Origin of the sequence: Streptomyces lycii (assembly GCF_009735685.1) — a bacterium.
Lineage (GTDB): Bacteria > Actinomycetota > Actinomycetes > Streptomycetales > Streptomycetaceae > Streptomyces > Streptomyces lycii.
Genome location: NZ_WHPN01000007.1, coordinates 1 through 16,789 on the forward strand (window position 1 = coordinate 1; position 16,789 = coordinate 16,789).

The following is a 16,789-nucleotide window of genomic DNA, read 5'->3' on the forward strand; positions in this document are numbered from 1 at the left end:
CCGCCGCTCCCGAGCCCGGCCGACCATCCCCGTCACGACCCCCGAGAAGCGAGCCGCCGCCCATGGGCACCCCCGAGCTGATCTCCCCGCGCTCCCCCCGCGTCGCGGCCGCCCGCCGGCTGGCCCGCCGCAACTTCCGCGGCAAGGAGCGCCGGTTCATCGCCGAGGGCCCGCAGGCCCTGCGTGAGGCGGTGGCGCACCGCGGCGACGGCGAGCCGGTGCTGATCGAGCTGTTCACCACGGCGGAGGCCGCCGAGCGGTATCCGGAGATCGTCGCGGCCGCCCGGGACACGGGCGCCCGGGTCCACACCGCCTCCGCCGAGGTCGTCGCCGACGTCTCGCAGACCGTGACCCCGCAGGGCCTGGTCGGCGTCTGCCGGTTCCTCGACTCGCCCTTCGAGGACATCCTCGCCGCCGGGCCCCGGCTGGTCGCCGTGCTCGCCAACGTCCGCGACCCCGGGAACGCCGGGACCGTCCTGCGCTGCGCCGACGCCGCCGGGGCCGACGCGGTCGTCCTCACCGACGCCTCCGTCGACCTCTACAACCCCAAGGCCGTACGGGCCTCCGTCGGCAGCGTCTTCCACCTCCCGGTCGCCGTCGGCGTCCCCGTGGACCGTGTGGTGTCGGGCCTGCGGGAGGCGGGCGTACGGATCGTCGCCGCCGACGGGGCCGGTGACCGCGACCTCGACGCCGAACTCGACGCCGGGACGATGGCCGGGCCCACCGCCTGGATCTTCGGCAACGAGGCCTGGGGGCTGCCGCCGGAGACCCGGGCCCTGGCGGACGCCGTGGTGCGGGTCCCGATCCACGGCAGCGCGGAGAGTCTGAACCTCGCGACGGCCGCCGCCGTATGTCTCTACGCCTCGGCACGTGCGCAGCGCGCTTCCGGAGGGTGCCGCTCCGTGACGTCCACCTAGTAGGGTTGCGGCCCGGGGGAAGAGAAGGGGGGTGCGTGATGGATGTGAGGACTTCCGGGCGGTACGCGCCGGACACGGACGCTCCCGTCGTCCCCGCCGACCTCGCTCCCGAGCTGGGTGATCTCGGGCTGGCCCCGGACGACCTGCCCGACGGGCTCGTCGTCGCCGACGACACCGGCCGCGTGATTTGCTTCAACGCCGCCGCCGCCCGGATCACCGGGCTGCGCGCCACGCAGGTGATGGGCCTGCCCCTGGAGCGGGCGCTGCCGCTGGAGGACCTGGAGGGCCGCCGCTGGTGGAGCCTCACGGATCCGTACGGCGGCCTCGCCACCCGATTCGGCCAGCCGGAGCGGAATCTCTTACTCCCGGGCGGTCGCGAGGTGCTGGCCTCCGCGCGCTATGTGCGCCGCCGCCCCACCGGGCCGGTGCACCGGGTCGTCGTCTCGCTGCGCGGCACCGAGGCCCGCCGCCGTACCGAGCGCAGCCACGCCGAGCTGATCGCCACGGTCGCCCACGAGCTGCGTTCCCCGCTCACGTCCGTCAAGGGCTTCACCGCGACGCTCCTCGCGAAGTGGGAGCGGTTCACCGACGACCAGAAGCGGCTGATGCTGGAGACCGTGGACGCCGACGCCAACCGCGTCACCCGGCTCATCGCCGAGCTGCTCGACATCTCCCGGATCGACTCCGGCCGGCTGGAGATCCGCCGGCAGCCGGTGGACATGGCCGCCGCCGTGCGCCGGCACGTCTCCGCGCACATCGGGGCCGGGCAGCCCGAGGACCGCTTCCGGGTCGAGGTCGTCACCCCGCTGCCCGCCCTGTGGGCCGACCCGGACAAGGTCGACCAGGTCCTCGGCAACCTGCTGGAAAACGGTGTGCGGCACGGTGAGGGAACCGTCACCATAGAAGTGGCCCCCGCCCGCCCGCCGAGCGAAGGAACAACCGTCACCGTGAGCGACGAAGGCCCCGGCATCCCCGAGGAGTCGATGAGCCGCGTCTTCACCCGTTTCTGGCGGGGCAGCAAGCGCGGCGGCACCGGCCTGGGCCTCTACATCGTCAAGGGCATCGTCGAGGCCCACGGCGGCACCATCGAGGTGGGCCGCGCCCCCGGCGGCGGCGCCCAGTTCCGATTTATCCTGCCCGTCGGCGCGCCGGCCCACCTCCTCTGAGGGACGCCGGGCCGCCCACGGGCCTCCCCTCCGCGACCCAGCGGTCCCCGCCGGTCACCCGGTACCCCGTAGACTCGGCCAGTGGCCCCCAGGGCGCCCCGGCGGCAAGCAGAACGGCCGGGCGGACCGCGCAGCCAGCCAATTCGGAAACACGGGAAGAGATGTCCGCACCCAATAAGTCGTACGACCCTGTCGAGGTCGAGGCACTGAAACCGGAAGCGATCGCCCGGATGCGGGACGAGGCGCTCGCCGCCTTCGCCGCCGCCGGCGACCTCGAGGCGCTGCGCGAGGCGAAGGTGGCCCACACCGGCGACCGCTCGCCGCTCGCCCTCGCCAACCGCGAGATCGGCGCGCTCCCGCCGCACGCCAAGGCCGACGCCGGCAAGCGCGTCGGCGGCGCCCGCGGCGAGGTGAACCGGGCGCTGAAGGCCCGGCAGGAGGAGCTGGAGGCCGAACGGGACGCGCGCGTGCTGGTCGAGGAGGCGGTGGACGTCACCCTGCCGTACGACCGCGTGCAGCCCGGCGCCCGGCACCCGCTGACGACGCTCATGGAGCGCATCGAGGACGTCTTCGTCGCCATGGGCTACGAGGTCGCCGAGGGCCCCGAGGCCGAGGCCGAGTGGTTCAACTTCGACGCGCTCAACTTCGAGCCCGACCACCCGGCCCGGGCCATGCAGGACACCTTCTTCGTCCGGTCGCCCGAGGGCACCGGCACCGCCGGTCCGGGCACCGTCGGCGAGGGCGACTCCGGGGTGGTGCTGCGCACCCACACCTCGCCGGTGCAGGCCCGCGCCCTGCTCGGCCGCGAGCTGCCGGTCTACGTGATCTGCCCCGGCCGCGTCTACCGCTCCGACGAGCTGGACGCCACGCACACCCCGGTCTTCCACCAGGTCGAGCTGCTCGCCGTCGACGAGGGCCTGACCATGGCCGACCTCAAGGGCACCCTGGACCACATGGTGCAGGCCCTGTTCGGCGCGGGGATGAAGACCCGGCTGCGGCCCAACTACTTCCCCTTCACCGAGCCGTCCGCCGAGATGGACATGGAGTGCTACGTCTGCCGCGGCGCCTCCGTCGGCGACCCCGACCGCCCCTGCCGCACCTGCGGCAGCGAGGGCTGGATCGAGCTGGGCGGCTGCGGCATGGTCAACCCGCGGGTGCTCACGGCCTGCGGCGTCGACCCGGAGAAGTACAGCGGATTCGCCTTCGGGTTCGGCATCGAACGGATGCTGATGTTCCGCCACAACGTCGAGGACATGCGAGACATGGTCGAGGGTGACGTGCGCTTCACCCGGCCGTTCGGGATGGAGATCTGATGCGGGTCCCGCTCAGCTGGCTGCGGGAGTACGTCGACCTGCCGGCCACGGAAACCGGCCGCGACGTGCAGGCCAAGCTCATCGCCGCAGGGCTCGAGGTCGAGACCGTCGAGCAGCTCGGCGCCGGCCTCAAGGGCCCGCTCGTCGTGGGCGAGGTGCTCGCCGTCGAGGAACTCACCGAATTCAAGAAGCCGATCCGCTACTGCCAGGTGGACGTCGGCCGGGGCAAGGACGACCCGCAGAACATCGTCTGCGGCGCGACGAACTTTGCCGTGGGCGACAAGGTCGTCGTGGTGCTCCCCGGCGCCGAACTGCCCGGCGGCTTCGCCATCTCCGCCCGGAAGACGTACGGCCATGTCTCCGAGGGCATGATCTGCTCGGCGAGCGAGCTGGGCATGTCCGACGATCACGCGGGGATCATCGTGCTGCCGCCCGAGCACGAGGCGGGCAGCGACGCGATCGAACTGCTGGAGCTCGTCGACGAGGTCCTCGACATCGCCGTCACCCCCGACCGCGGCTACTGCCTGTCGATGCGCGGCATCGCCCGGGAGACGGCCACCGCCTACGGACTGCCGCTGCGCGACCCGGCGCTGCTCGACGTGCCCGGCCCCAACAGCCACGGCCATCCGGTGCAGGTCGCCGACCCGGCCGGCTGCGACCGGTTCACCGCGCGCACCGTCACCGGTGTCCGGCCCGGGACCCACTCGCCGCTCTGGCTCCAGCGCCGGCTGCAGAAGGCCGGCATGCGCCCGATCTCGCTCGCCGTCGACATCACCAACTACGTGATGCTCGAACTCGGCCAGCCGCTGCACGCCTACGACCGCTCCCGGCTCGACGGCCCGATCGGCGTGCGCCGTGCCGAGCCCGGCGAGAAGCTCGTCACCCTCGACGGCACCCGGCGGGTCCTCGACCCGGAGGACCTCGTCATCACCGACAGCCGCGGCCCGATCGGCCTGGCCGGGGTGATGGGCGGCGCCAACACCGAGATCGCCGACGCCGGCGCCGACCCGGAGACGGGTGACAGCACCGGCGGCACCACCGAGATCGTCATCGAGGCCGCGCACTTCGACCCGGTCTCGGTCGCCCGCACGGCCCGCCGCCACAAGCTGTCCTCCGAGGCGTCCAGGCGCTTCGAGCGCGGTGTCGACCCGGAGGCCGCCTCGGCCGCCGCGCAGCGCACCGTCGACCTGCTGGTGCTGCTCGCGGGCGGTTCCGCCGAGGCCGGGGTCACCGAGTTCGTCAAGCCGTCCGGGCCGCACACCATCACCCTGCGCGCGGACCACCCGGACCGGGTGGCGGGCGTCGCCTACGGCCGCGAGACCGTCGTCCGCCGGCTCCAGCAGGTCGGCTGCGACGTCTACGGCCAGGACGAGCTGGTCGTGACGGTGCCCAGCTGGCGCCCCGACCTCACCGACCCGAACGACCTCGCCGAAGAGGTCATCCGGCTGGAGGGCTACGAGAACCTGCCCTCCACCCTGCCGAGGCCGCCGGCCGGCCGCGGCCTGACCGGCCGGCAGCGGCTGCACCGCCGGGTGGGCCGCGCGCTCGCCGGGAGCGGCTACACCGAGGCGCCGAACTACCCGTTCATCGGTGAGGCCGTCCTCGACCAGCTCGGCCTGGAGCCGGACGACCCGCGGCGCACCGTCGTCACGCTGGTCAACCCGCTCTCCGACGCCGAACCGGCGCTGCGCACCACCCTGCTGCCGGGCCTGCTGGCCGCGCTGCGGCGCAACCACGGCCGCGGCGAACACGATCTGGCCCTGTTCGAGACGGGGCTGGTGTTCCGGCCGACCGGTGCGGAGAAGCCCGCCGTCCGGCTGCCCGTGGACCGCCGTCCGACCGACGAGGAACTCGCCGGGCTCGAGGCGTCGCTGCCCGCCCAGCCGCGCCGGGCCGCCGTCGTCCTCGCCGGATCCCGCGGCCGGGCCGGCTGGTGGGGCGGGGGCGAGGGCGCGAACTGGGCCGACGCCGTCGAGGCCGGGCGCACCGTCGCCCGGGAGGCCGGTGTCGAACTCGTGGTCCGCCGGGACCAGCACGCCCCGTGGCACCCCGGCCGCTGCGCCGCGCTCCTGGCCGTGGCCGACGGCGCGGAGGTACTGCTGGGGCACGCCGGTGAGCTGCACCCGCGGGCCGTCAAGGCGCTCGGGCTGCCGGAGCGCACCTGCGCGATGGAGATCGACCTGGACCGTCTGGAACAGGCCGCGCCCGGTCCGGTCCGGGCGCCGCGGATCTCGACCTACCCGGTGGCCACCCAGGACGTCGCCCTGGTGGTGGACTCCGGGGTGGCGGCCGCGGACGTCGAGGCGGCCCTGCGCTCCGGCGCCGGGGAACTCCTGGAGTCGCTGCGGCTGTTCGACGTCTTCACCGGCGAACAGCTGGGCGAGGACCGGAAGTCCCTCGCCTACGCGCTGCGCTTCCGCGCGGCCGACCGGACCCTGACCGTCGAGGAGGCCACGGCCGCCCGTGACGCGGCGGTCGCCGCGGCCGCGGAGCGGACCGGGGCCGTCCTGCGCGGCTAGGCCGGACACGGCCGGCCGACGGGGCGCGCCTCCTGCCCGGGGGCGCGCCCCGTCGGCGTATCCCGCGGCCGGGTCCCGCACGCTGCCGTCCGGGCCATCGCGTCGTGCGCTCCAGCAACGCGTCCTGCGGCGTGCGGTTCCGTACGGGCTCCGCGCCGACCGTTCCCGTACGGCTCCCGCGTCGTCCGGTTCCGCACGGGCGCCGCGTCGTCCGGTTCCGCACGGGCTCCGTGCCGACCGGTCCGTACGGGCGCCGCGTGGAGCGGGTCCGCACGGCTGCCGCGTGAACGCGGTCCGCGCGGTTGCCGCCCCGCCCGGGTGCCGCGGTCCCCTCCGGCCGGCCGTGTCCGTCCGGTCCCGCGGTCCCGGTCCGGATGGGGCGGAACCGGGCGGTGCGGTGCGTTCCGGCCGGTGCCGCTCGGCTTCCGGTTCGGGTCTTTGCCCCCGGTTCCGTACGTTCCGGGGGGTGGCCGGTTCGTGTCCTGGCCGGGGGCGGGGTCCATTACGCTGTGGCCCACCCGAGAGCGCTTGGGAGGGCAGCGATGGAGCCCAACACCCTGCTCGACGCCGCACTGGACGAAGCCTGCGTCTCGCATGCCGGACTGGCCGCCCACGTCAACGAGGCGGGCCGCGCCCGCGGTATGGCCCTGCGCTACGAGCACACCGCCGTGGCCCGCTGGCTCAAGGGCCAGCGCCCGCGCGGCCGGGTGCCCGACCTCATCTGCGAGGTGCTCGGCGAGCGGCTGGGCCGCGCGGTCACCCTCGACGACATCGGCCTCGGCACTCCGGGCGCCGGGCCCGCCACCGGCACGCCGCTGTCCGGGTTCGTCGAGCGGGCCACCGCGCTGTGGCGGTCCGACGAGCAGCAGCGGCCCCATGTGGTCGGGACCGCGGCGGTCACCGGCACCCCGGCCGTGATCCCGGTGTGGGAGTGGGAGAACCCTCCGGAGGACGCGGACGTCTCCCGCGACGGCCGGCTCCGGGTGGGCCGCTGCGACATCGACATGCTGGGGTCCGCCCGGGCGCACTACGAGCAGATGTACCGCAAGGCCGGCGGTGTCGCGACGCGCGCGCGGATCGTCGGCTTCCTCAACTCCGAGGCGGCCCCGCTGCTGCGCGGCAGCTACGACGACGCGACCGGGCGACGGCTGCACCGGGCGACCGGCGGCCTGGTGGCCGTCGCCGGGATCTGCGCGTACGACTCCGACGAACACGGCCTGGCGCAGCGCTACTTCCACCAGGCGCTGCGGCTGGCCAAGGCCAGCGGGGACCGCGGGCTCGGCGCGTACACGATCGCGCTGCTCGTCAACCAGTCGCTGTTCCTCGGCGAGTACCGGCAGGCCGTCGCGTTCGCCGAGTCGGCGCTGCGGGCCGCGGGGCCGCACATCACCCCGGCGCTCGCCGCGGATCTGTACGCGATGCAGGCCAAGGCGTACGCCAAGCTCGGCGACGGGCAGAGCGCCCTGGCCTGCATCGGACGTGCCGAGCACGAGGCGGAGGGCATCCGGCGCGGCCAGGAGCCCGCCGAGACCGGCTATGTGCAGCCCGGCCTGGTGAACGTCCAGGTGGCCGAGGCGCTGCTGAGCCTGGGCGACCTCGCGGCGGCCCGCGAGCACGCGGCGGCCGCGGTCGACACCCCGGCGCACGACCGGGGCCGGGTGCACCGGCTGGCGATGCTCACCCAGATCGAGCTGCGCCGGGGCGACACGGACATGGCCGTGGCCGCCGCCGTGGAGATGACCGAGCGGGCACGCGGGATGGAGTCGCAGCGGCTCCGGGACCGGCTCCGGGCGGTCCGCGAGCGTCTCGTGGCGAGCAAGTGCGCGGCGACGGCCGAGGCGGCCGAACTCATCGACGGGGCGCTCCGCGTACCCCTGTGACCCTGTTCCTCGGCGCTCTTGCCATCTGGCCGGCGGAAGGTGGCGGACACGTGCGATGGAAGAACAACAGGGAGCACACGGTGTACCAGAACCGGTGGTTCCGGGTGAACCTCGCCGATGTGGAGCTCCCCGACGGCACGCACCTCGACCACTATCTGATACGGCTCCGTCCGGTCGCCGTCGCCACCGTGGTCAACGAGGCCAACGAGGTGCTGCTGCTGTGGCGGCACCGCTTCATCACCGGCACCTACGGCTGGGAGCTGGCCGCCGGGGTCGTCGAGGACGGCGAGGACGTCGCCGCTGCCGCGGCGCGGGAGATGGAGGAGGAGACGGGCTGGAGGCCGGGGCCGCTGCGCCATCTGCTGTCCGTGGAGCCGTCGAACGGGCTGACCGACGCCCGGCACCACATCTACTGGTCCGACGAGGCCACGTTCGTCGGCCATCCCGAGGACGACTTCGAGTCCGACCGCCGGGAGTGGGTGCCGCTGAAGCTGGTGCCGGACATGGTGGCGCGCGGCGACGTGCCGGCCGCCAACATGGCGGCGGCGCTGCTGATGCTGCATCACCTGCGGTACGGCTGACGCGTACCGGGGCGCCCGCGCGCACACCCCGTGTGAACGGCGCACCCGCACCGCGCCCGCGCACACGCTCCCGGCGGGGCGCACTCCGTGGTGCACTGGACGGCAGTGTCCTGGAGCCACCTCGGGATCGGCCGAGGGTCTTCCCCCGAGCCCCCGGTCCGCAGCGGCCCCGTTCGCAGGTCCTGGCGAACGGGGCTCGTGGCGAAGGCGCTCCCGGCGAACAGGGCTCCCGGCGAACGGGGCTCCCGGCGAACGGGGCTCCCGGCGAACGGGGCAGCGGCGCAGCGGGTCCGTACCGGTCAGGCGTACGGGTAGAAGCCCGAGCCGGTCTTGCGGCCGAGGCGGCCCGCGTCGACCATCCGCTGGAGCAGCGGGGGAGCGGCGTACAGCGCCTCCTTGTACTCGTGGTACATGGAGTCGGCGACCGAGGCGACCGTGTCCAGGCCGATCAGGTCGGCGAGCTTCAGCGGGCCCATCGGGTGGGCGCAGCCCAGCTCCATGCCGTTGTCGATGTCCTCGCGGCTGGCCGTGCCCGACTCGAACATCCGGATCGCGGAGAGCAGATACGGGATCAGCAGCGCGTTCACCACGAAGCCCGAGCGGTCCTGGGCGCGGATGGCGTGCTTGCCGAGTATCTCCGTGACGACCGCCTCGGCGCGCCGGCAGGTCTCGTCGCTCGTGGTCAGCGCCGGGATCAGCTCGACCAGCTTCTGCACCGGTGCCGGGTTGAAGAAGTGGATGCCGATGACCTGGTCCGGCCGGGAGGTGGCGACGGCCAGCTTCACCAGCGGGATCGAGGAGGTGTTCGAGGCCAGTATCGCGTCGGGGCGGGTCACGACCTGGTCGAGCACCTGGAAGATCTCGGTCTTGACCTGCTCGTTCTCCACGACGGCCTCGATCACCAGGTCCCGGTCGGCGAACTCGCCGAGATCGGTGGTGAAGCTCAGCCGGTCCAGCGTCGTGTCGCGCTCCTCGGGCGTGATCTTGCCGCGCTCCGCGGCCTTCCCGAGCGAGTTGGTCAGCCGCGTACGGCCCAGTTCGAGGGCCTCGCCGGTCGTCTCGGCGACCATGACCGAAAGTCCGGCCCGGGCGCAGACCTCCGCGATTCCGGCGCCCATCTGGCCGCAGCCCACCACTCCGACGCGTTCGATGTCGGTCACATCGTGCCTTTCGCTGATCTTCATCGGCCGGCCGGCGGCCCGTGTGATTCCGGTCGCCCGCCTCGGCCCCCGACGTTACCCGCGCGGCGGTGTGCCGGACCGGGCGGGTCGGGCATGCTGGTCCGGCACCGGACATATCGGCGGCCTGGAGGAGTGCGGCACGTGGCACGGATCACCCGGAGAGACTTCACGACCGGCGTTCTGGGCGCCGCGACCCTGCTGCTCACCGCGGGTGACGCCGCGGCCTCCGGGGAGCCCCGGCGGAGCGGTCCCGTCCGGGCACCGGGGGGAGGCTTCCGGGGCATGTGGGTGGCGACCGTCGAGAACCGTGACTGGCCCTCGCGGCCCGGTCTGCCGGCCGGCGAGCAGCGCGCCGAGCTGACGGCGCTGTTCGACGAGGCCGTCCGGCGGCGGCTCGGCGCGGTGATCCTCCAGGTCCGGCCGACCGCCGACGCCTTCTGGCCGTCACCGCACGAGCCGTGGTCGCGCCATCTGACCGGGGTGCAGGGCCGCGACCCCGGCTGGGACCCGCTCGGCACGGCCGTCCGGGAGGCGCACCGGCGGGGCCTGGAGCTGCACGCCTGGTTCAACCCGTACCGGATCGCGAACCACGCCGATCCCGGGCAGCTGGCCGCCGGGCATCCCGCGCGGAGGAATCCGGGGTGGGTCGTGCCGTACGGCGGCAAGCTCTACTACAACCCGGGGCTGCCGGAGGTGCGCCGCTTCGTGCAGGAGGCGATGCTCGACGCCGTCCGCCGCTACGACATCGACGCCGTCCACTGGGACGACTACTTCTACCCCTATCCGGTGGCGGGCGAGACCTTCGACGACGGCGGTGCGTACGCCGCGCACGGCGCCGGCTTCGCCGACCGGGCGGCCTGGCGGCGGGACAACACCGACCGGCTGGTCCGCGAGACCGGAGAGCGGATCAAGCGGATCAAGCCGGGCGTGCGCTTCGGCATCAGCCCGTTCGGCGTGTGGCGCAACAAGGCCACCGACCCGGCGGGCTCGGACACGACGGCGGGCGTGCAGACGTACGACGACCTGCACGCCGACACCCGCAAGTGGGTGCGTGAGGGCTGGCTCGACCACATCGTCCCGCAGGTCTACTGGAACATCGGCTTCCAGGCCGCCGACTACGCCGAACTGGTGCCCTGGTGGGCGCGGACCGTGCAGGGCACCGGGGTCGGCCTGCACATCGGCGAGGCGCTGTACAAGGCCGGTGACCCGGCGCAGCCCGCACCGTGGCAGGACCCGGCCGAGCTGTCCCGCCATCTCACGCTGGCCCGCCGCATCCCGCAGGTCGGCGGGCATGTGTTCTTCTCGGCCACCGAGGTGCGCACGGACCGCATCGGCGCCATGGACCGGGTCGTCGCCGACCACTACCGGGCGCCGGTGCGGCCGTCGCGCTGATCTCCGCGACGCGTCGGGGGCTACGCGGGCTCGGGCCTGCCCCGGTGCGTCACCACGCAGTCGGGACCGGGGGACATCAGTGCCTCGTGCCCGTCGTCGTCGAACCGCACCCGGTACGGCGGCTCCCCGCGGGTCCCCAGGACCTCGACGATCTCGGCGGTCCGGTCGTGCTGGCCGACGACCCTGCCGTGCAGGACCAGTCGGTCGCCCACGCTGGCTTCCATCGACTGCCCTCCCTGTCTTCGAGGGGGATTGCGTATGTATGACCGAGTCTAGGGGCGAGGGCGGCCGGTGGCTTCTGCACGGACGGGACCGGCGGCGGGCCGCCCGCTGCGCTGGGTGACCGCGATGCAGACCAGGACGGCGACCGCCGCCGCCGGAGCGGCCGGGCCGATCCGCTCACCGAGCAGCAGCACCGACCAGACCAGCGTCAGCAGCGGCTGCGCGAGCTGGAGCTGCCCGGCGTGGGCGACACCGGCGGCCGCCATGCCCCGGTACCAGACGACGAGCCCGAGGAACTGGGAGCCCACGGCCAGCCAGAGCAGCCCGGCGACCGCGTGACCCGTCAGCTCGGCCGGTTCGAACCGCAGGGCGACCACGACTCCCGGCACGGTCAGCGGCAGGCACGCGACCAGCGCCCAGCTGATCACCTGCCACCCGGGCATCTCCCGGGCCAGCCGTCCGCCCTCCGCGTAGGCCGCGGCGCACACCAGCAGCGCGGCGAAGAGGTAGAGATCACCGGTGGTCGGGGTGCCGCCGCTCTGCGCGAGCGCGAAGGTCACGACCACCGCCGCGCCGGCGAGGGCGGCCGCCCAGAAGGTGCGGGAGTGCCGCGTCCCGGTCCGCAGCGCGGAGTACGTGGCCGTGGTGAGCGGCAGCAGGCCGACGACCACCGCCGCGTGCGACGTCGTCGACGTCTCCAGGGCCAGCGTGGTGAGGAGCGGGAAGCCGAGGACGACCCCGGAGGCGACCACCAGCAGCCCGGCACGGTGGCGGCGCTCCGGCAGCGGCACCCGCAGCACCAGCAGGCAGACCCCGGCCAGCACGGCGGCGAGCACGCTGCGGGCCGCCGTGACCGTCCACGGCCCGAGCCCCTCCAGTGCCCACGCGGTGGCCGGGAAGGTCAGCGAGAAGCTGGTCACGCCGAGCGCGGCGAAGGCGGTGCCGGAACGGACCCGGCGCCGGGCGTGCTCGGCGGACGATGCCGCCCCGGAGGGGGTGGAGCGGTCCCCGACCGCTGCCGGCATCTGAGCGGTAGCGCTATCGTCTGTCTTCATGCATGAGCGTAGCAGTGTCGCCGGACTGGCCGGAATTTTGAAAAAGGAGCTGGACCGCTACTCCCCGGGAGAGAAGCTGCCGTCCAGCCGGGCCCTGGTGGAGCGTCACCGGGTCAGTCCCGGAACCGTCTCCCGGGCGCTGGCCCGGCTCGCCGCCGAAGGGCTGGTCGTCACCCGGCCGGGCGCGGGCGCCTTCCGCGCCGAACCGCCGCGCCCGGCCGCGCCGGTCCCCGGCGACACCTCCTGGCAGGAGCTGGCGCTGAGCGCCGAGTCCGCCGCCACCGCCTCCGGCGAGCCACTGCCCCGTACGGTCGACGCCTCCGGGGTGCTGGCGACGCTCGCGGTGCCCGCGCCCGGGGTGATCGAACTGAGCGGCGGCTATCTGCACCCCGCGCTCCAGCCGGAACGGGCCCTGGCCGCGGCGCTGGCCCGGGCCGGCCGGCGGCCCGGAGCCTGGGGGCGGCCGCCCGTGGAGGGGCTGCCGGACCTGCGGGAGTGGTTCGCCCGGGAGATCGGCGGCCCCGGCGGCGCCCTCGGCGCCTCCCAGGTGCTGGTCACCGCGGGCGGCCAGAGCGCGCTCACCACCGCGCTGCGGGCGCTCGCCCCGCCCGGGGCGGCGGTGCTCGTCGAGTCGCCGACGTATCCGGGGATGCTGGCCGTCGCCCGCGCCTCCGGGCTGCGGCCGGTCCCCGTGCCGGTCGACACCGACGGCGTCCGGACCGGGCTGCTCGCCGAGGCGTTCCGCGCCACCGGGGCCCGTGTCTTCATCTGCCAGCCGCTCTTCCAGAACCCCACCGGCGCCGTCCTCGCCCGGAGCCGCCGGGGCGAGGTGCTGCGGGCCGCCCGTGACGCCGGGGCGTTCGTGATCGAGGACGACTTCGCGCGCGGCCTCGCGCACGACGACGCGGGCCCGCTGCCCGCCCCGCTGGCCGCCGACGACCCGGACGGTGTCGTGGTGCATGTGCGCTCCCTCACCAAGGTCGCCTCGCCCAGCCTGCGGGTCGGCGCGCTGGCCGCCCGCGGCCCGGTGCTGGAACGGCTGCGCGCCATTCAGGTCGTCGACAGCTTCTTCGTCCCCCGGCCGCTCCAGGAGGCCGCGCTCGAACTCGTCGGCGGCCCTTCCTGGGGCCGCCATCTGCGCTCGGTCGCGGCCGAGCTGCGGGCCCGGCGCCGGACCATGACCGGGCTGCTGCGCGAACAGCTGCCCGGGCTGCCGCCCGTGCACGTGCCGGCGGGCGGCTACCACCTGTGGCTGCGACTGCCGGAGGGCACCGGTGAGGCCGCGGTGGTGGCCGAGGCGCTGCGCGCCGGCGTCGCCGTGACGCCCGGCCGGCCGTACTTCGCGGCTGAGCCGCCCGCGCCGCACATCCGGCTCAGCTTCGCGGCGGCCGCCGGTGCCGCGGACATCGGGGCGGGGGTGCGGATGCTGGGCACCGCGCTCGGCCGGGCGTCGTAGCGCCCTGTTGATGCGCGTACGGGGGTTCTGGCCGACGATGGGGAGCGGAGGCGCCTGCACTGGTACGGAGAGCAAGGGGGCCCGTGGTGGCCGTGGAGCCGGAGCTTGTCCGCTCGCGGGTCGACCCGGTATGGGCCGATACCGTGAGCCGCCTGCTGGCCTGCACCAATCCACAGGAGCTGCTCACCCTGCTGCAGGACACGGCGACGGCCGTCACCGGTTCGCCGGCCGCCGCGGTGTACGTCCGGCAGGACGACGGACGGCTGCGGCTGGCGACGTCCACCGGCTATCCGGAGCGGTTCCTGACCCGGCAGCTCAGCACGGCGGCGGACGTACCGGTCGTCGAAGCGGTACGGACCGGGCGCCCGGCGTGGCGGGCCGAAACCGGGCACCGTGATCCGCGGGACGCGCCGGGCAGCGGCGGCCCCACCGGTGTCGCCGCGCTGCCGCTGATGGTCGACGAGCGGGCACTCGGCGCGCTGTCCGTGCGGCTCCGGCGTCCCGGGCCGCCGACCGCCGCCGAGGAGCGGACGCTCGCGCTGCTGGCCTCCGTCGCCGCGCAGCGTCTCGACCACCTGCTGACCCGGGGCCACCGGGGGCTGCCGGTCGGTGTGCCGGGGCTGGACCTGGCCGTGCGCATGATCGAGAGCCGCACCCGCGCCGCACGGCTGGAGCTGGCGATGTCGAGCGCCGGCGTCGGTGCCTTCGACTGGGACTTCGGCAGCGGGCGGATCTTCTGGGACGAGCACCTGTGCCGGATGTTCGGGGTGGAGCCCGCCGACTTCGACGAGCGGATCGAGGTGTTCTACCGGGCCATTCACCCCGACGACCGTGGCCTCGTCGAGCAGGCCGTCCGCGAGAGCAAGAAGACCGGCCACTACGCGGCGGCGTACCGCATCGTCCGGCCCGACGGCGAGATGCGCTGGATCGAGGCGCGGGGCCGGGTGCTGACCGATCCGGCCGGCCGCCCGCAGGGCATGGTCGGCATCGCCCAGGACAGCACCCGGGAACGCCGCCGGGAGGAACGCCGCAACGCGCGCCGGGAGTTCGTCCTCAAGGTGACGTCCGCCTTCAGCACCGCGCTGTCCACCCAGGACGTCGTGGACACCATGACCGGGACGGTCCTGCCCGGCCTGGAGGCCCGCGCCCTCGCCGTCCACTTCGAGGAGGACGGCGACATGGTGCTGGCCGGCGCCGAGGGCTATCCGCCGGAGATCCACGAGCAGATGAGCCGGCGCCGCACGGCGGGGGAGGACCGGCTGGTGCGTGCGGTGCTGGAGTCCCGCGGCCCGATGTTCTTCGAGAACCGCGAGCAGTTCGAGGGGGCCTTCCCCGAGGTCGTGGGCCGGACATCGGCCGGGCACCACGCCTGGGCGCTGTTCCCGCTGCGGACCGCCGAGGGCACGATCGGCACCTGCATGATCGCCTACGCCGAGCCGCGCGCCTTCACCGACGACGACCTGATGATCTACACGGCCGTGGCCGGCATCCTGGCGCAGTCCCTGGCCCGGGCCCGGCTGTTCGACCAGCGGCGGTCGCAGATGACCGACCTGCAGCGGGTGATGCTGCCCCGGCACCTGCCCGAACTGCCGGGGGTCGAGGTCGCCGTCCGCTATCTGCCCGGCGCCGAGGAACTGGACGTGGGCGGCGACTGGTACGACGTGCTGGCGCTGCCCGGCGGCCGGGTCGCCCTGATGATCGGAGACGTCCAGGGGCACAGCGCGCAGGCCGCGGCCGTCATGGGCCAGCTCCGTACGGCTTTGCTGGCGTACGCCGACGACGGGCACGGCCCGGGCGAGCTGATGGGCTGCGGCAACCGGATGCTGTGCGGCCTGGACACCGATCTGTTTGCCACCTGCTGCATCGCCGAACTCGACCCGGCCACCGGGGAGCTGCGGCTCGCCCGCGCCGGACACCCGTATCCGATGGTCCTGGAGGCCGACGGCTCGGTGCGGGAACTGGCGGTGCCCGGCGGGATGCCGCTGGCCTGCGAGTTCGACGAGGCGAACGTCTATCCCGAGACGACGGACACGCTCCCGCCCGGCGCCACGCTGCTCTTCTACACCGACGGGCTCGTGGAGAGCCGGGTCCAGGACTACACCGCGGCGGTCGCCGAACTGGCCCGCTCGCTGGAGACCTGGGCGGCGGAGGAGAACGGCGGCGCGGACGACCGCCCGGGCCTGGACGCGCTCGCCGACCGCATCGCGGCACCCGCGGTGGCCCGGGCGGCGCAGGACGACATCGCGGTGCTGCTGGTGCGCCGGACGGCGGCGCCGCAGCCGTAGCGCGCGGGGCCCGGAGACCCGAGACTGGTCCCGCCGCGGCACGGGGGCCCGGCGCGGCGGCGGGCGGCCCGCCGCCGGGGGAGCGGGGGAGGCGGCATGGCGGAGACGTACGGGGAAGCGGGCGGGAGAACGCGGCCCGGTCAGCGGCCGTTGCCGGAGCGGCGGCGGCAGCCGTCCCCGGCGGACGGGGACGGCCCGGACCGTCCGGCGGACGGGCCCGCTCCGGGGCAGGCCCCACCGGGGCGGCCGCCGCGGGAGCGGGCGGACCCGGAGCAGCCGCCGCCGGAGCAGTCGCCGCCGGAGCGGGCGTCCGGGGACCGGGCGGCACCGCCACCGGAGCGGCGGGCGGAGCTGGACGCGTTGCGGGCGCTGGTGGTGATCGGGCTGGTCTTCTTCCACTCCGGACTGGTCTTCGCCACCGACGACGACTTCTACGTCAAGAACTCCGAGACCAGCGACGCGGTGCTGATCGTCGCGGGGCTCGGCGTGGTGTGGGCGATGCCGCTGCTGTTCCTGATCGCCGGCGTCGGCTCCCGGCACTCCCTGCGCGGGCGCGGCGCCGCCGGTTTCGCCCGGGAGCGGCTGCGGAGACTGGGCGTGCCGCTGCTGTTCGCGACGCTGGTCCTGCTGCCGCTGCCCCAGTGGCTGCGGCTGCGGTCGTCGGGCCCGGGCCCGCACCCGTCGTACCCGGAGTTCCTGCCGCGCTTCTTCGACGTGCGCCTGGAACCGGCGGAGTTCCCGTTCGTGCTCCAGGGCGAGCACTTCGAGACGGGACATCTGTGGTTCGTGGTGCTGCTGCTCGTCTTCTCGCTGCTTCTCGCC

At 74.7% G+C, this 16,789-nt stretch carries 13 protein-coding genes; 10 read left to right on the plus strand and 3 right to left on the minus strand.

The window, feature by feature from the left end; all coding sequences use genetic code 11:
• The first annotated feature begins 62 nt into the window (after positions 1–62).
• From GCU69_RS00235 to GCU69_RS00260, 6 genes are all read left to right on the plus strand, one after another.
• Positions 63–917, plus strand: coding sequence for a TrmH family RNA methyltransferase (locus GCU69_RS00235; RefSeq protein WP_156204794.1), 855 nt, complete (start codon positions 63–65; stop codon positions 915–917).
• Positions 918–955: 38 nt separating this feature from the next.
• A complete protein-coding gene (locus GCU69_RS00240; protein ID WP_098751030.1) occupies positions 956–2,083 on the plus strand; it encodes a sensor histidine kinase in 1,128 nt (375 codons plus the stop codon).
• A gap of 161 nt (positions 2,084–2,244) precedes the next feature.
• Entirely contained in the window at positions 2,245–3,396 is a 1,152-nt protein-coding gene (gene pheS, locus GCU69_RS00245) for a phenylalanine--tRNA ligase subunit alpha (RefSeq protein ID WP_156204795.1), read from the plus strand.
• Entirely contained in the window at positions 3,396–5,915 is a 2,520-nt protein-coding gene (pheT, locus tag GCU69_RS00250) for a phenylalanine--tRNA ligase subunit beta (protein ID WP_098751028.1), read from the plus strand. The genes pheS and pheT overlap by 1 nt, the downstream gene beginning before the upstream one ends.
• A gap of 542 nt (positions 5,916–6,457) precedes the next feature.
• Positions 6,458–7,795, plus strand: coding sequence for a transcriptional regulator (locus GCU69_RS00255; RefSeq protein WP_156204796.1), 1,338 nt, complete (start codon positions 6,458–6,460; stop codon positions 7,793–7,795).
• Positions 7,796–7,845: 50 nt separating this feature from the next.
• Positions 7,846–8,376 carry an NUDIX domain-containing protein gene (locus GCU69_RS00260; RefSeq protein ID WP_098751026.1) on the plus strand — a complete coding sequence of 177 codons (531 nt, stop codon included), beginning with the start codon at positions 7,846–7,848 and terminating at the stop codon, positions 8,374–8,376.
• 299 nt (positions 8,377–8,675) lie between these two features.
• On the opposite strand, the gene GCU69_RS00265 is transcribed toward GCU69_RS00260, so the two are convergent.
• Entirely contained in the window at positions 8,676–9,536 is an 861-nt protein-coding gene (locus tag GCU69_RS00265; protein WP_098751032.1) for a 3-hydroxybutyryl-CoA dehydrogenase, read from the minus strand.
• Between the two features lie 162 nt (positions 9,537–9,698).
• Between GCU69_RS00265 and GCU69_RS00270 the strand changes: the two genes are divergently transcribed.
• Positions 9,699–10,949 carry a glycoside hydrolase family 10 protein gene (locus GCU69_RS00270; RefSeq protein WP_456243367.1) on the plus strand — a complete coding sequence of 417 codons (1,251 nt, stop codon included), beginning with the start codon at positions 9,699–9,701 and terminating at the stop codon, positions 10,947–10,949.
• Positions 10,950–10,969: 20 nt separating this feature from the next.
• On the opposite strand, the gene GCU69_RS00275 is transcribed toward GCU69_RS00270, so the two are convergent.
• On the minus strand, positions 10,970–11,173 hold the full coding sequence (locus tag GCU69_RS00275) for a DUF1918 domain-containing protein (RefSeq protein WP_098751024.1): 204 nt from the start codon (positions 11,171–11,173) through the stop codon (positions 10,970–10,972).
• Positions 11,174–11,221: 48 nt separating this feature from the next.
• A complete protein-coding gene (locus GCU69_RS00280; protein WP_156204797.1) occupies positions 11,222–12,226 on the minus strand; it encodes a DMT family transporter in 1,005 nt (334 codons plus the stop codon).
• Here GCU69_RS00280 and GCU69_RS00285 point away from each other — a divergent pair.
• From GCU69_RS00285 to GCU69_RS33340, 3 genes are all read left to right on the plus strand, one after another.
• Complete coding sequence (locus tag GCU69_RS00285) at positions 12,225–13,682, plus strand: aminotransferase-like domain-containing protein (RefSeq protein ID WP_098751022.1); 1,458 nt, start codon at positions 12,225–12,227, stop codon at positions 13,680–13,682. The two genes, GCU69_RS00280 and GCU69_RS00285, sit on opposite strands and share 2 nt — an antisense overlap.
• Positions 13,683–13,825: 143 nt before the next feature.
• A complete protein-coding gene (locus tag GCU69_RS00290; RefSeq protein ID WP_156204798.1) occupies positions 13,826–15,967 on the plus strand; it encodes a SpoIIE family protein phosphatase in 2,142 nt (713 codons plus the stop codon).
• 96 nt (positions 15,968–16,063) lie between these two features.
• Positions 16,064–16,789: acyltransferase family protein (locus tag GCU69_RS33340; protein ID WP_156204799.1), on the plus strand; the 726-nt coding region annotated here is incomplete at its 3' end.

Excerpts from the sequence above, each read along its gene's own strand:
- GCU69_RS00235 (WP_156204794.1), top strand. The coding sequence starts at position 63 with ATGGGCACCCCCGAGCTGATCTCCCCGCGCTCCCCCCGCGTCGCGGCC.
- GCU69_RS00275 (WP_098751024.1), bottom strand. The coding sequence starts at position 11,173 with ATGGAAGCCAGCGTGGGCGACCGACTGGTCCTGCACGGCAGGGTCGTC.
- GCU69_RS00285 (WP_098751022.1), top strand. The coding sequence starts at position 12,225 with ATGCATGAGCGTAGCAGTGTCGCCGGACTGGCCGGAATTTTGAAAAAG.
- pheS (WP_156204795.1), top strand. The coding sequence starts at position 2,245 with ATGTCCGCACCCAATAAGTCGTACGACCCTGTCGAGGTCGAGGCACTG.
- GCU69_RS00240 (WP_098751030.1), top strand. The coding sequence starts at position 956 with ATGGATGTGAGGACTTCCGGGCGGTACGCGCCGGACACGGACGCTCCC.
- pheT (WP_098751028.1), top strand. The coding sequence starts at position 3,396 with ATGCGGGTCCCGCTCAGCTGGCTGCGGGAGTACGTCGACCTGCCGGCC.
- GCU69_RS00280 (WP_156204797.1), bottom strand. The coding sequence starts at position 12,226 with ATGAAGACAGACGATAGCGCTACCGCTCAGATGCCGGCAGCGGTCGGG.
- GCU69_RS00255 (WP_156204796.1), top strand. The coding sequence starts at position 6,458 with ATGGAGCCCAACACCCTGCTCGACGCCGCACTGGACGAAGCCTGCGTC.